This is a genomic window from Bradyrhizobium sp. WYCCWR 12699, assembly GCF_032144035.1.
GTDB lineage: Bacteria > Pseudomonadota > Alphaproteobacteria > Rhizobiales > Xanthobacteraceae > Bradyrhizobium.
This window is the reverse complement of record NZ_JAVTJN010000036.1, coordinates 99,292-113,126: the sequence shown is the minus strand read 5'-3', so window position 1 is coordinate 113,126 and position 13,835 is coordinate 99,292. Positions and strand designations below refer to the sequence as shown.

General features: G+C 64.9%; 13 protein-coding genes and 2 tRNA genes. 14 read left to right on the top strand and 1 reads right to left on the bottom strand.

The genetic code is table 11. From position 1 onward, the window contains the following. Positions 1 to 31 precede the first annotated feature (31 nt). From RPS27_RS25265 to RPS27_RS25255, 3 genes are all read left to right on the top strand, one after another. The gene (locus tag RPS27_RS25265; protein WP_212066509.1) at positions 32 to 763 is read left to right on the top strand and encodes a tRNA-uridine aminocarboxypropyltransferase; all 732 of its coding nucleotides are present in this window, start codon (positions 32 to 34) and stop codon (positions 761 to 763) included. A gap of 98 nt (positions 764 to 861) precedes the next feature. Then, positions 862 to 935 (top strand) — tRNA-Cys (locus RPS27_RS25260). A gap of 202 nt (positions 936 to 1,137) precedes the next feature. Then, a complete protein-coding gene (locus RPS27_RS25255; protein WP_211417095.1) occupies positions 1,138 to 1,284 on the top strand; it encodes a hypothetical protein in 147 nt (48 codons plus the stop codon). Positions 1,285 to 1,371: 87 nt separating this feature from the next. Here RPS27_RS25255 and RPS27_RS25250 read toward each other — a convergent pair whose 3' ends face one another. Continuing rightward, positions 1,372 to 1,569: a hypothetical protein gene (locus RPS27_RS25250; RefSeq protein ID WP_212066510.1), complete on the bottom strand. Its 198-nt coding sequence runs from the start codon at positions 1,567 to 1,569 to the stop codon at positions 1,372 to 1,374. A gap of 263 nt (positions 1,570 to 1,832) precedes the next feature. Here RPS27_RS25250 and RPS27_RS25245 point away from each other — a divergent pair, with 263 nt between their 5' ends. From RPS27_RS25245 to RPS27_RS25195, 11 genes are all read left to right on the top strand, one after another. After that, positions 1,833 to 2,093, top strand: coding sequence for a hypothetical protein (locus RPS27_RS25245; protein WP_212066513.1), 261 nt, complete (start codon positions 1,833 to 1,835; stop codon positions 2,091 to 2,093). 405 nt (positions 2,094 to 2,498) lie between these two features. Beyond that, positions 2,499 to 3,662, top strand: a complete 1,164-nt coding sequence (locus RPS27_RS25240; protein WP_212066515.1) for a PspA/IM30 family protein — start codon at positions 2,499 to 2,501, stop codon at positions 3,660 to 3,662. A gap of 10 nt (positions 3,663 to 3,672) precedes the next feature. Then, positions 3,673 to 4,335 carry an OB-fold-containig protein gene (locus RPS27_RS25235; protein ID WP_194402127.1) on the top strand — a complete coding sequence of 221 codons (663 nt, stop codon included), beginning with the start codon at positions 3,673 to 3,675 and terminating at the stop codon, positions 4,333 to 4,335. A 20-nt stretch (positions 4,336 to 4,355) separates the two neighbouring features. After that, positions 4,356 to 6,062, top strand: coding sequence for a flotillin family protein (locus tag RPS27_RS25230; RefSeq protein WP_212066517.1), 1,707 nt, complete (start codon positions 4,356 to 4,358; stop codon positions 6,060 to 6,062). Between the two features lie 208 nt (positions 6,063 to 6,270). Beyond that, positions 6,271 to 6,639 carry a hypothetical protein gene (locus RPS27_RS25225; protein WP_194402125.1) on the top strand — a complete coding sequence of 123 codons (369 nt, stop codon included), beginning with the start codon at positions 6,271 to 6,273 and terminating at the stop codon, positions 6,637 to 6,639. Between the two features lie 136 nt (positions 6,640 to 6,775). After that, positions 6,776 to 6,850, top strand: a tRNA-Asn gene (locus RPS27_RS25220). A 214-nt stretch (positions 6,851 to 7,064) separates the two neighbouring features. Beyond that, complete coding sequence (locus RPS27_RS25215) at positions 7,065 to 7,244, top strand: hypothetical protein (RefSeq protein WP_212066519.1); 180 nt, start codon at positions 7,065 to 7,067, stop codon at positions 7,242 to 7,244. A gap of 288 nt (positions 7,245 to 7,532) precedes the next feature. Continuing rightward, positions 7,533 to 8,165 carry a protein-L-isoaspartate O-methyltransferase gene (locus tag RPS27_RS25210; protein WP_212066658.1) on the top strand — a complete coding sequence of 211 codons (633 nt, stop codon included), beginning with the start codon at positions 7,533 to 7,535 and terminating at the stop codon, positions 8,163 to 8,165. A gap of 204 nt (positions 8,166 to 8,369) precedes the next feature. Continuing rightward, a complete protein-coding gene (locus RPS27_RS25205) occupies positions 8,370 to 9,755 on the top strand; it encodes a TolC family outer membrane protein (RefSeq protein ID WP_194402123.1) in 1,386 nt (461 codons plus the stop codon). A 303-nt stretch (positions 9,756 to 10,058) separates the two neighbouring features. Beyond that, positions 10,059 to 10,832, top strand: coding sequence for a PopZ family protein (locus RPS27_RS25200; protein WP_212066521.1), 774 nt, complete (start codon positions 10,059 to 10,061; stop codon positions 10,830 to 10,832). A 126-nt stretch (positions 10,833 to 10,958) separates the two neighbouring features. Continuing rightward, the gene (locus RPS27_RS25195; RefSeq protein ID WP_285812570.1) at positions 10,959 to 13,835 is read left to right on the top strand and encodes a valine--tRNA ligase; all 2,877 of its coding nucleotides are present in this window, start codon (positions 10,959 to 10,961) and stop codon (positions 13,833 to 13,835) included.

Genomic DNA, 13,835 nt, shown 5'->3' with positions numbered 1-13,835 from the left:
GATGGCGCGCTTCAAGCGTATAGCAGCGCCCATGTCGAACCCACCCGATAAGGCCAGCGCCGATCCAATTCCCGAATGCCCGCATTGCCAGAAGCCGATGCCGCTGTGCATCTGCGACAGCGTCACGCCGATTGAAAACCGACTGTCGCTCCTGATCCTGCAACATCCGCAGGAGCAGGACAGGGCGCTCGGCACCGCGCGCCTGCTGGCGAAGCATTTCGCCGATGCCACGATGCGGGTCGGCCTGTCCTGGCCGAGCCTGTCTAAGGCACTGGGACGGCCGGTCGAGAACGCCGCGCGATGGGCCGTGCTCTACCTCGGCTCGGCACGCGCCGCCGATCTCGAAGCGGAAGGCGAGATCCTCGCACTCAACCGCAAGGGCGAGATCGCGGAGAACCAGCGCGCGATCCTCGGCAAGCTCGAAGGTGTCGTGCTGCTCGACGGCACCTGGAGCCAGGCCAAGGCGCTGTGGTGGCGCAATCCCTGGATGCTCAAGTGCCAGCGCGTGATCCTGAATCCGGCGCATCCCTCCCGCTACGGTCGCCTGCGCAAGGAGCCGCGCAAGGACGGGCTCTCGACCATCGAGGCCGCGGCGACGATTCTCGCGGGCCTCGAGCGGCGCCCCGATATCGCCGACACGCTGCATGCGAGCTTTGAACGGCTGTTGACGCGCTACCGCGAGGTCCAGGCCGAGATGCCGGAATTGGCCCCCAAGCCTGTCCCGAAAGCCCGGCGCGACTTCCGGCGACGCAAACGAGCCTGACTTCGGGTCGCATCCCCTGTACGGGACAGCCTCCGGTCAAAGTCGGATGAAGGCAGTTGCCTAACCCATTGATCCCCTATATTGCTCCGGCCTTACGGGGCCACGTGGCGGAGTGGTTACGCAACGGTCTGCAAAACCGTGTACACCAGTTCAATTCTGGTCGTGGCCTCCATCACAACCCTCTGATCTCTCGGCATAATTAGAAGCTCGGCGCGGATCCGCCGATGCTGCGCGCCCGCGCTCCGCCAAGCTGCGCGGTGGCACGATCACCGGGTTTGCCCGGAGCCTGCTGGAAACCTCCGATTCAGGCCGGCTGGCATAGAGTTCGCATCTGCGAAGTGATGCGTCTCGTCACCCGAGCACTGGAGCCACAAATGGGCGACATCGTCCGATTTGTCCCGAAATCCGAGCTGGAGCGGGCGCGCCTCATCCGTGAGGCCCGCGCGATCTATGACAGCATCTTCCCATCGGCCGCACCGGACCGGGCGCCGCAGGGTGACGAGGATCGCGTCAAGAATTGATCTTTTGCCGAGCCGGGCTTCCGGCGTAGGCCCCCACAGCAAAACGCCCGCGAGGGCGGGCGTTCGGTTCACCGCGAAGAGCGGCCCTCAGCAGGCCGCGTACCAGCCGTCGGGAAACGGCAGGAGGGGCCAGGCGCCCTCATTGTCATTGGCGGCTTTGGACGTCGCGTCGAAACTCCACGAGCGGGGCACGAATTCCTCCTCCGGCGCGGGAGCGAAATCTTCAATGAGCATGGCGTCCCGGACGGCATCCAGCAGCAAGTTGAATTCGGCTTCGCTTCTCATCGCACCCTCGCAAAACGCGGATGGCGCAATGTCGCAAAGCCGGTTTGTTACCTGATTGAGCCGATCGTTCGCATTTTAACGATCCGGCGATCTGGCCCCGATTGGTTAGCGATTTCTAAAGAAGTCCCGTCGGGAACCTACGTTCCACCCCAGCATCCCCAGTGTGAAAGAGATCACATCCTCCGCGATTTAATTCTCCTACCCCTTCGCACGACGCCGGCCAGCAAGGCCGGGAGGCGGGCAGGGCAGACAGGAGACGGGTCATGAAGGCGAGGTTCTTGCGGTTTGCGGGTGTGAAGTGCCGGGCGCGCCGCGCCTCGACCGTCGGGCTGTTCCTGGCGCTGTTCGCCCCCGCTGCCTACGCGCAAGGGACGGCGGAGCAGCGCCGGGCCTGTACGCCCGATGTCTACCGGCTTTGCGCCGGCGAAATTCCCAATGTCCGCGCCATCACGGCCTGCCTGCGCCGTAACCGCTCCAGCTTGAGCGAGGCTTGCCGAAGCGTGTTCGACCAGGCCGGCGGTTGATTTAGCGGGGCTGTGGGTTTGTGCGCAGCAAGTCGTCCGGTTGGCTGACGAATCCGCGCTACCGGTCCTGTGGATATGCTGCGGACAGGCTGTGGACCGGTGGCAGGTGCCGGTCGCCCTGAGAGAGCGGTAGGTGAACGCAGGTCTCGTACCCCGAGCGCTTTACGGTGCACGCGTCCGGGACACGAGACCGGAGCGAGACGCAAAAGGTCGTGCCGAACGCTCCCGGCATTTCGTCTCAAATTGCAACCCGCGGATGCAAGAAGTCTTGATCGGCCGTGACCTACAGGTGAGTGGCGGTCTTGAACGCGGCTCCGGGGCAGGACGACTAACAGGTTAGCGTGCATGAGGATCAGGGAAACGTGATCAGGCCTCCTCTTTCTAAAGCACCAAAATGGTGCTTTAGTGCTTTCCATGAGCCAGTCGCCCCGAAACGCGCCGTCCGCGCTGCGTTACAGGCTTGCCCCTGACCCGGTCGCCAAGGCCGCGCTGGAGGCGACGTTTAGGGCTTACGACCGCATGATGGAGATCCTCGACGAGGTCGCGCGGAGCCACAATGTCGGCTCCAACGTCGTGCTGCTGCATGCTCACGCCTATGACCCGATCCGCAAGGCGACCGCGCTGCCCTCGCGCCTGGTGACGTTGGGCCTGCGCGACCGGGCCGATTACCGCGCGGCACAGGGCCGCCGTCTGCCGCTCGACGACAAGCTCGCCAAGATCAAGGGTCCCGCGACCATTTCGATTGCGACCGTCGAGGGGCGCTTCAGCGTGCCCTTCGACTACGCCGGCTATGCCGAGGGCTGGGGACACAGCGTGCCCGCGCGCCTGGTCCGTACCGATGACGGTTTCGAAGTTCACTACGGCGTCACGCCGAACACTCTGCCAGAGGAGGAGAACGCTATGGATACCATCGCTGCCGCCCCCGACAATTTCCTGTCCCGGGTCGGGCGCCTGATCGCCGGCATCGCTTACGACGCGATCGAGCAGGCGGAAGGCAAGAACAAGCTCAAGGTGGTCGGCCAGGCGATCCGCGAGATTGAGCGCGCCGAGAGCGAAGCGCGCGACGCGCTCGCCGCCGCGCGTGCCGAGGAATACCGCCTCAGCGCGCGCCGCACCGAGATCGAGCGCGAGATGGCCGATCTCGCGCCCAAGATCGAAGGGGCGATCGCTATTAGCCGCGACGACCTCGCTCGTGCTGGCATCGCACGGCAGATGGATCTGGAGGCGCAGTTCGAGGTGCTCTCCCGCGCCATCGACGAGAACAACGAGAAGATCGAGCAATGTGTCACCTCGCTGCGTGCGGTGCTGTCGGCACTCCAGGACGCCGAGCAGCGCCGCGCCGATCTCGAAAAGAGCGAGGCGGCCGCGAGCCAGCAGGGCTCGACGTCGCCCCGCAAGCAGGGCGGCACGTCCGCTGCAGCCAAGGCCTTGCGTGCGGGCAGGGCGGTAGCGCGGGCCACCGGCGTGCCGCCGGGCATCCCGTATTCGAGCGACATCGACGAGCTCAGCACGCTCCATCGCGACAAGGAAATTGCGGCGAGGCTGGCGCGGCTGAAGTCGCGCTCCTGAGTGCCGTGTCATGAGCGCTCTGCTCGAACACGTCATGTCGCCGGAGGTCAGGCCGTTCGCGATCGCGGCGGCCATGATCGTCATCGTCGGCTCGATCGAGGTGGTCTCGATGCTGGTCGGCGCCTCCTTGAGCGAGATGCTCGGCACCAACATCGACTTTGGTCATCCCAGCGACAATGGCGTGATCAACGCCATCTCCTGGATCAATGTCGGCGGCGTGCCGCTCTTGATCTTTCTGTTGCTGCTGCTCGGCGCTTTCTCCATTACCGGCTTCCTGATCCAGGACATCGCACGAATGGTGGCCGGTCCCTTGCCGGCGACGCTCGCCTCGGTCGGAGCGGTTGCGGTCTCGGTGCCGCTGGTGCGCTCCGCGAGCAGGGCCATCGCGCGGGTCATTCCCAAGGATGAAAGCTATGTCGTCGGCCTCGGCGACCTCGTCGGCCGTGTCGGGGAGGTCGTCATCGGCCCGCTCGATCAGGGCCCGCCCGGCAAGGTCAGCGTGGCCGATATCCATGGCAACCGCCATTTCGTCTGGGCGGTCGCCGCGCCGTCGTCCTCGCCGCTGCCGCAGGGAACCATGGTCCTGCTGGTCGATCGCGACGGCACCCGCTTCGTTGCGGTGAAGGCCGAGGATGAACTTAAGCCGTCGAAGCCACCTCTAAGCAGCAGCTAGGTCATTCATTGGAGAATATCATGTTCGACATCGCAGTCCCGGCCATGATCGGCGTCGCGCTGATCGTCGTCCTCGGGATCGTCTTCACCATCCTCTACAAGCGCGCCACACGCGACGAGGCCTTCGTGCGCACCGGCCTCGGCGGCAAGAAAGTCGTGCTCGACGGCGGCGCCATGATCCTGCCGATCTTCCACTCCTATGCCAGCGTCAATCTGAAGACGCTGCGGCTCACCGTCGAACGCAAGGAGCGGGAATCCCTCATCACCAAGGACCGTTTGCGTGTCGACATCGTCGCCGAGTTCTACGTCCGCGTCCGTCCGGACGAGGAGAGCATCGCGCTGGCAAGCCAGACGCTGGGCGCCCTGACCAACGACGCCGAGGCGCTGCGCAACCAGGTCGAGGCGAAGTTCGTCGACGGCCTGCGCTCGGTCGCCGCGACCATGAGCATCCTGGAGCTTCAGGAGAAGCGATCGGACTTCGTCAAGCACGTGCAGTCCACGGTCGAGTCCGACGTGAAGTCGAACGGTCTCGAACTGGAGTCGGTGTCGCTGACCAAGCTGGACCAGACCGACGTCAAGTTCTTCAACCCGGAGAACTTCTTCGACGCCGAAGGCCTGACCCAATTGAAGACCGTCACCGAGACCCGTCGCCGCGACCGCAACGCCATCGTGCGCGACAACGAGGTGGCGATTGCGCAGAAGGACCTCGAGGCGCGGCAGCAGACCCTCGGCATCGAGCGGACCAAGAAAGAGGCCGAGCTCTCCCAGGAGCGCGACATCGCCAACAAGACCGCAAGCACCCGCGCCGAGGTCGCGACTGCAACCCAGACCGCGCGCCTGACCGAGGAGAACGCCCGCATCGATACCGATAGGGCGGTTGCCGAGAAGGAGGCCGGCGCCAAGCAGGTCAAGGAAACCGCGGTGATCGAGTCGGATCTGGCGATCAACAAGCGCAAGACCGACGCCCAGCGCGAGATCCAGATCGCCACGCAGGAGAACGAGATCCAGATCGCGGCCAAGAGCAAGCAGACATCGGAAGCTGTCGCGGAAGCCAAGACCGCCGAAGCGATCGCCGTCTCCGCGGAGGAAAAGGTCGTCACGGCGCGCGCCGTCGAGGTCGCCGATCGTGCCCGTCTCACCCAGGTGCTGGCCGCGCGCACCGAGGCCGAACGCAAATCGACCGAGCTGATCGTCGCGGCCGAGGCCGAGAAGAAGGCCTCGCTCGATCGCGCCGAAGCCGTGAAGACGCTGGCCACCGCGGAAGCCGAATCCAACAAGATCAAGGCCGTCGGCGTTCGCAACATCGGTGAGGCCGAGGCCGCCGTCATCACCATGAAGAACGAGGCGCAGAACAAGCTCGGCAGCAACGTCATCGACTTCGAGATCGCCAAGAAGCGGATCGAGACGATGCCCTTGGCGCTGGCCGAGATGGTCAAGCCGATCGCAAACCTCAAGGACGTCCGTATCCTGCACACCGGTGGTGCGTTCGGCGGCAATGGCTCAGGTGGAGGCAATGTCGGTTTCGGCGAAGGGCTCGCCGGCGAGCTGCTCAAGGTCCACGCGTTGCGTCCGATGATCGACGAGATCCTGCGCCAGAGCGGCTTTGCGCCGGGCGACGATCCCGTGCAGGCGCTGGTCGGCGCGGTGACCGGGAAGAGTAATGGCGCGGCTGTGCCGGCGCCTGCGCCTGCGCCGGCGCCGGCGAAGACAAACGCCGCCGATCTATGAATGCCCGTTCATTGCTGCGGAGAATTCGAAACGATAGAAGCAAGTCTGCGCGTCTCGCGTCGCGCAACGTTCCGGAGTGCAGATCGACGGCGTGTTGAACCCTTCGATCGCGCTCCGGACATGTCTCGAGGCAACGCTTTTTGTTGCCGCGGCGGCTGCGCCGATCGACGCCGGGCGCCGAGGCCTGTTTCGATCGGAGGATTTTCACATGAAGTATTTTCTGTCTGGATTGATCGCGATCGGTTTATCGGTCGCCGCCATGCCTGCGTTCGCGGCTGACGCCCGCAACGTCACCGTCGTCAACGAGACCGGCTATGCCATCAAATTCCTCGGCTTCAACGCGCCGGACGATGGACTGGACGAGTGGGAGAACGAGCTCGAGAAGGTGCTGCAGAACCAGGCCAGCACCTATGTCGAGTTCGACGAGGACGACGAGGGCTGCGTCTGGAACATCCGCGTTGACTGGCAGAACTACGACGAAGCGGTGCTGTGGAAGAACGTCAATCTCTGCAAGATGACCGCGCTTCGGCTGCGCTACGACCCCGGCACCAAGACCACCTCGTTTCTCGCGGAATAGCGATCGGCCGTCACGGCCTGGAGGAGGGACCTTTCAGGCCCTTCCTCAGCTACGTTCGGATGATGACGAATTCGTCCTTTGCAAGCGCAAGCGGCTTTGTTATACGCAGCCCCGCGCGAACGACTGGTTCGCCTTTTCCTCGGTAGCTCAGCGGTAGAGCATCCGACTGTTAATCGGATGGTCGCTGGTTCGAATCCAGCCCGGGGAGCCAAATCTTACCGTAAATTCAATGAGTTGCGACCGCGTCCTCATGCGGCAGGCGACCTCGTTGCATTGGTTTCTGAGCAGCGCCTTCGCGATTCCTGCCTGGAATCGCATTCAAGCAGATGTGTGGATGGGCGTCGTCACGCCATGCGGGCGGCGCCAAATCGACTCAATTGAAATCGAGCTTCGACAGCTGCCGGAATTTTACGGAGCTGATTCCCATGCCAGACATCCAGGTCGACCGTTCTCAGATGGGCCCCTCGATTCTGCCGGCCGAGATTCCCGAGCTCAGCGACGATGAATGCCTCGCCTGTCTGGCGCGTGCGGTCGAAACGCCCAATTCGGCGCGGCTGGATGAGGTCGCAGCTCTGATCGGCCGCCTCGCGGTGGCAATCGAGTAGGGCTGGTTGCCGCTGCGATCGGGAGGTTGCGGAAAGCTCCGGGTCTAGGGGCGAGTGTCATGTTGCGTTTTCGTCGGGCATGTTCCAAAGATGCCGCGAATTTTGGCTCGCGACCGACGGCTGGAGCTGTCGATCGCACCGCCTCGACAAGGCACCGCGAGACCCGACATGCCGCAGAATGACACGCTTCCCAAGACCGAATCCGGGTACCGGACGGACGCCCTGGAGATCCATCAGGCTGCAGAACGCAAGAAGCAGGCTGCGGAGAGCGAGAAGCGGCGCCTCAAAATGGTCGATGGCCAGGTGCGCACCAATGACGTCACCGACCGTCGTGTTCTCGATGCCATGCTCACGGTTCCGCGCGAGGCCTTCGTGCCGGCCGACAGGCAGGCACTGGCTTACCTCGACCTCGATCTTGACGTCAGCGAGGGTGGAGCCAAGCGCTTCCTCATCAAGCCGCAGCTGACCGGCAAGCTGCTACAGGCCGCCGAGATCGGCGAGGGCGACAACGTGCTGGTGGTCGGCTGTGCGACGGGATATTTCGCCGCGCTGGCAGCCAAGCTGGCGCGCCAGGTCACCGCGACGGAATGCGATTCGGCGCTGGCCGCGAAGGCCACGAATGCCTTCGCTGCCCTGAAGCTTGCCAATGTCGCCTGCAAGGCCGCCGCCTGCGGCGAGGGCGATCCGTCCGCCGCTCCCTATGACGTGATCATCCTCAATGGCGCTGCCGAGGTGATGCCGGAACCCCTGCTCGGGCAGCTGAAGGAGGGCGGGCGCCTGGTGGGCGTGTCCGCCGAATCCAGGCCGCCGCGGGCCGTGATCGTGACCCATACCCACGGTGAATTCGGCCATCGGGCCCTGTTCGACGCCGCCGCCCCGGTCCTTCCCGGGCTGGCGCGGGCGGCCGGCTTCGTCTTCTGACGGCAAAGCCCATTAAAATCCCGTTCTGAATCAGAAGTGTGGCCGGGATGCTGCACGTGAAGAGTTTCCACCGGGAACTACCCTCAGGTAGTTCCGTCGCGCCAATCCGCAGCCTATGTTGCGGCGGGGCAACGACTCCACTCGGTAGACGGTAACCCAGCTCGCGGGCACGAGCCGGGCGTTAGAATGAACGGAAATTTTGGGATGCATGGGGTGAAGCTCTCCACCGGAGCTGCGGTTTCGGTCCTGTTGCTGGCGCTTGCCGGGCCGACGCCTGCCTTGGCGGACACGATCAACGCCGCACTGGTGCGCGCCTATCAGAACAATCCGCAGCTCAACGCACAGCGTGCCCAGGTGCGCTCGACTGACGAAAACGTGCCGCAGGCTTTGTCCGGCTATCGCCCGAAGGTCAATCTGACGGCGAGCGGGGGCATTCAGTACTCGGACTTCAAGAGTTCTTCCACCAGCGATCCGGTCAACGGCAAAGGCTATCCCCGGAGCGTGGGACTGACGGCTTCGCAGACGCTTTACAACGGCAACCAGACGGCTAACAGGACGCGCGCCGCGGAGAGCCAGGTTTCCGGCTCTCGCGAAGCGCTGCGCAGCCTCGATCAAACCGTGCTGCTCCAGGCTGCTACGACCTACATGGACTATCTGCGCGACGCGGCGACGCTCGAAGTTCAGCGCAGCAACGTGCGGGTCCTCGAGCAGACCCTCAAGCAGACCCGTGATCGTTTCAACGTCGGCGAAGTGACCCGCACCGACGTTGCGCAATCGGAAGCACAGCTGGCGGCCGGCAGGACGCAGGCCCTGACCGCCGAGGCGAATCTCACCACGACGCGCGCGAACTTCCGCCGCATCATCGGCAACGAGCCGACGAACTTGGCGCCCGGCTCGCCCGTGGACCGTTTCCTGCCCGCGACGCTCGCTGCCGCGGTCGAGCTCGGCCTCGTCGAGCATCCGAACGTCACGGCTGCGATGTTCGGCATCGACGTCAATTACCTGCAGGTCAAGGTCGCCGAGGGCGCTCTGCTGCCGACAGTCACACTGCAGGCGGGGGTGACCCAAGCCTACGAACAATCTTTGATTCAATACCGTTCGCTCAGTGCCACAGCGCTCGCGCAGATCTCGGTGCCGATCTATCAGGGTGGCAGTGAATATTCGCTGATCCGTCAATCCAAGGAAAACCTGGCTCAGCAACGTCTCAACCTCGAAAACACGCGCGATCAGACCCGCGCGACCGTCGTGCAATGGTGGGGCTCGCTGCAGGCCGGCAAGGCGCAGGTGCAGTCGGCGCAGGCGCAGGTGGCGGCGTCCGAGATCGCGCTGAACGGCGTACGCGAGGAAGCCAAGGCCGGGCAGCGCACCACGCTCGACGTGCTCAACGCGCAGCAGGCGCTGGTCAATGCGCGCGTCGCGCTCGTGACCGCGCAGCACGACCGTGTCGTCGCATCGTACAACGTCCTCGCCGCCGTCGGCCGTCTGGCGCCGCAGGTCCTGGGCCTTGCGACCAATGTTTACGATCCCAGCGTTCACTACCATCAAGTCCGCGACAGCTGGGGCGGTGTGCGCACGCCTGACGGGCGCTGATCCCGTAATCGTCCGGTCGGCCACGCGAATAGCCGAGGCCGACCGGCGCTTTGCTTGCAATCGTCAAAATCCCTGACATAGCCTTGCCAAGAGAATGCGGGTCGATTCGCCTCGCACTGATGCTGTGTGCGTAAAGCTTGAGTGCCGGGGGCAGGGGCGCACCGCCGCACGTTGAGCCGTGATCTGGGGACAAGTCGGGCTGCCGCGACGAAAATGTCGGGCCACTTGGTGCGGAACCGGCCAATCCTGTCCTGCTTGGTGTAAAACAACGCATGCGAGGGCGTTGATGATGTGGAGTCGGAGATGACGCAGCCTGCAAAGGTTACAGAACCCTCGATGGAGGAGATTCTGGCCTCGATCCGGCGCATCATTGCCGACGATGAGGCCAAGCCGCCGCCGGCCGAGACCGCTAAGCCCGAGAAAGCCGCGGCCCCCGCAGCCCCGCCGAAGCCGCAGGTGATGAACGACATTCCGCCCTCCAAGGTCGCACCGCCCAAGCCGGCCGCCGAGAAGCCCGCGCCACCTCCGGCCGCAAAGCCGGCTCCAGCTCCCGCACCTGCGGCGGATGCATCGCCAAACAGCCAGGACGACATCGACGCGCTGCTGGCGGGGCTCGATGCGGCCACACCTGCGCCCGAGGTCCGCACGCCCGAGCCGGAGCCCGAACCCGAGCCTGAGCCCGACGTGCTCGAATTGACCGACGAGATGGCGATGGACCCGACACCGGCTCCGCCGCCACCGAGCTTCCGCAAGGTCGAGCCGCGGGACGATCTCGAATTCGCCGAAGCGCCGCCGCCGCGCCCAACGCCGCCACCGTCCTACGCGCCGGTCGATTTCGATGCCCCGCCGTTGCCGCCGCAGCAGCCCATGCTCGCGCAGTCGACGGTCTCGGCGGTCGAATCCGCGTTCAATTCCCTGGCCCATACGGTGCTCAGCAGCAACGCACGGACGCTGGAAGATCTGGTCAAGGAGATGCTGCGTCCGATGCTGAAATCCTGGCTCGACGACAATTTGCCGGGCCTCGTGGAACGCATCGTGAAGGCCGAAATCGAGCGGGTCTCGCGCGGCGGCCGCTGAGACCGGCGGTCCGGCCCCGATAAAGCCCTGCTCTCAGGGCATATTCGGCCTGCGGAGCGGGCCGAATGCCCTTAGCCGCTGAGCTTCCCGTTGACTTGACCCGCACACGCGGCTTTCTACAGCCCCATGATCGAGAAAAATTACCAGCCCGCCGATATCGAAGCCCGCATGTCCGTGGTGTGGGAGGACAGCCTTGCCTTCAAGGCCGGACGCCCTGACCGCCGCGACGCCGTGCCGTTTACCATCGTGATCCCGCCGCCGAACGTGACGGGCTCGCTGCACATGGGCCACGCCCTCAACAACACGCTGCAGGACATCCTCTGCCGGTTCGAGCGCATGCGCGGCCGCGACGTGCTGTGGCAGCCCGGCACCGATCATGCCGGCATCGCCACCCAGATGGTGGTCGAGCGGCAGCTGATGGAACGGCAGCAGCCCGGCCGCCGCGAGATGGGCCGCGAGAAATTCCTGGAGCGGGTCTGGCAGTGGAAGGCCGAGAGCGGCGACACCATCATCAACCAGCTCAAGCGCCTCGGCGCTTCCTGCGACTGGTCGCGCGAACGCTTCACCATGGACGAGGGCCTCTCGAAGGCCGTCGTCAAGGTGTTCGTCGAGCTGCACCGCGACGGCCTGATCTACAAGGACAAGCGGCTGGTGAACTGGGACACCAAGCTGCTCACCGCGATCTCCGATCTCGAAGTGCAGCAGACCGAGGTGAAGGGTCACCTCTGGTATCTGCGCTACCCGATCGAAGGCAAGACCTTCAACCCCGAGGATCCCTCGAGCTTCATCGTCGTCGCCACCACGCGCCCCGAGACCATGCTCGGCGACACCGGCGTGGCCGTGCATCCCGAGGATGAGCGCTATCAGAAGCTGGTCGGCAAAAACGTCATCCTGCCGCTGGTCGGCCGCAAGATTGCGATCGTCGCCGACGATTATTCCGATCCGGAGAAGGGCTCGGGCGCGGTCAAGGTGACGCCGGCGCACGACTTCAACGACTTCGAGGTCGGCAATCGCCACGGCCTGCGCCGCATCAGCGTGATCGACCGGGAAGGTTGTCTCGATCTCGTCGGCAACGAGGACTATCTGCGCGACCTGCCGGAAGGCGCCTCGCAATTCGCCGAGGAATTCCACCGGGTCGACCGCTTCGCCGCGCGCAAGCGCATCGTCGAGCGCCTGGAGAGCTTCGGCTTCGTCGAGCGGATCGAGCCGCACACCCACATGGTGCCGCATGGCGACCGCTCGGGCAGCGTGATCGAGCCGTACCTGACCGACCAATGGTATGTCGACGCCAAGACGCTCGCGAAACCGGCGATCGCGGCGGTGCGTTCGGGCGAAACCTCGTTCGTGCCGAAAAACTGGGAGAAGACCTATTTCGACTGGATGGAGAACATCCAGCCCTGGTGCATCTCGCGCCAGCTCTGGTGGGGCCACCAGATCCCGGCCTGGTACGGGCCTGACGGCAAGGTGTTCGTCGCCGAGACCGAGGAGGAGGCGATCAGCCACGCCCTCGGCTATTACGTCGAGCAGGAGGTCATCACGGCCGAGCAGGGCCGCGAGATGGCGCTCGACCGCAACAAGCGCGAAGGCTTCATCACGCGCGACGAGGACGTGCTCGACACCTGGTTCTCCTCGGCGCTGTGGCCGTTCTCGACGCTCGGCTGGCCCGAAGACGCCCCCGAGGTGCAGCGCTACTACCCGACCAATGCGCTGGTGACCGGCTTCGACATCATCTTCTTCTGGGTCGCCCGCATGATGATGATGGGCCTGCACTTCATGAAGGAGGTGCCGTTCTCGACGATCTACATCCACGCCCTCGTCCGCGACGAGAAGGGCGCCAAGATGTCGAAGTCGAAGGGCAACGTCATCGATCCGCTCAACCTGATCGACGAATACGGCGCGGACGCGCTGCGCTTTACCCTGGCCGCGATGGCGGCGCAGGGGCGCGACATCAAGCTCGCCACCAGCCGCGTCGAGGGCTACCGCAATTTCGCGACCAAGCTCTGGAACGCCTGCCGCTTCGCGGAAATGAACCACTGCGCCGTGCCCGACGGTTTCGAGCCGGCGAAGGCGAAGGAGACGCTGAACCGCTGGATCGCACATGAGAGCGCGCACACCACGCGCGAGGTGACCGAGGCCATTGAAGCCTATCGCTTCAACGATGCGGCCGGCGCGATCTACCGCTTTGTCTGGAACGTCTATTGCGACTGGTATGTCGAGCTCGCCAAGCCCGTGCTGCTTGGCCCGGACAGTCCCGCCAAGGACGAGACCCGCGCCATGGTCGCCTGGGCGCGCGACGAGATCCTGAAGCTGCTGCACCCCTTCATGCCCTTCATCACCGAGGAGCTTTGGGAGGTGACGGCCAAGCGTGACGGCCTGCTCGCATTGGCGCAATGGCCGCTGAAGCGGGCCGAGCCGACGCCCGAGCAGCTTGCGATGCTGGCTGCGACGACGGGGACGACCGATCCGCTCGTCTCGCCGGCCTGGGTGCTGCCGATCTTCGACCATGCCGACTTCACCGATCCCAAGGCGGAAGCCGAGATCGGCTGGGTGATCGACCTCGTCACGCAGATCCGCTCAGTGCGCGCCGAGATGAATATCCCGCCGGCAACGCTGACGGCGCTGGTGCTCGCCGGCGCCTCGGCCGAAACCAGGGAGCGCGCGCCGCGCTGGACTGACGTCATCAAGCGCATGGCCCGGCTGTCGGACATCTCCTTCGCCGACCGTGCGCCCGATGGTGCGGTCCAGCTGCTCGTGCGCGGCGAAGTGGCCGCGCTGCCGCTCAAGGGCGTGATCGACGTCGCCGCCGAGCGCACGCGCCTCGACAAGGAGATCGCCAAGGCCGACGCCGACATCAAGCGCGCCGAGTCGAAGCTCGCGAACGAGAAATTCGTCGCCAACGCGGCCGAGGAGGTCGTAGAGGAGGAGCGCGAGAAGCGCGAGGCCGCGCTGGCCCGCAAGGCCAAGCTGCTCGAGGCGCTGGAGCGGTTGAAGCAGGCGACGTAA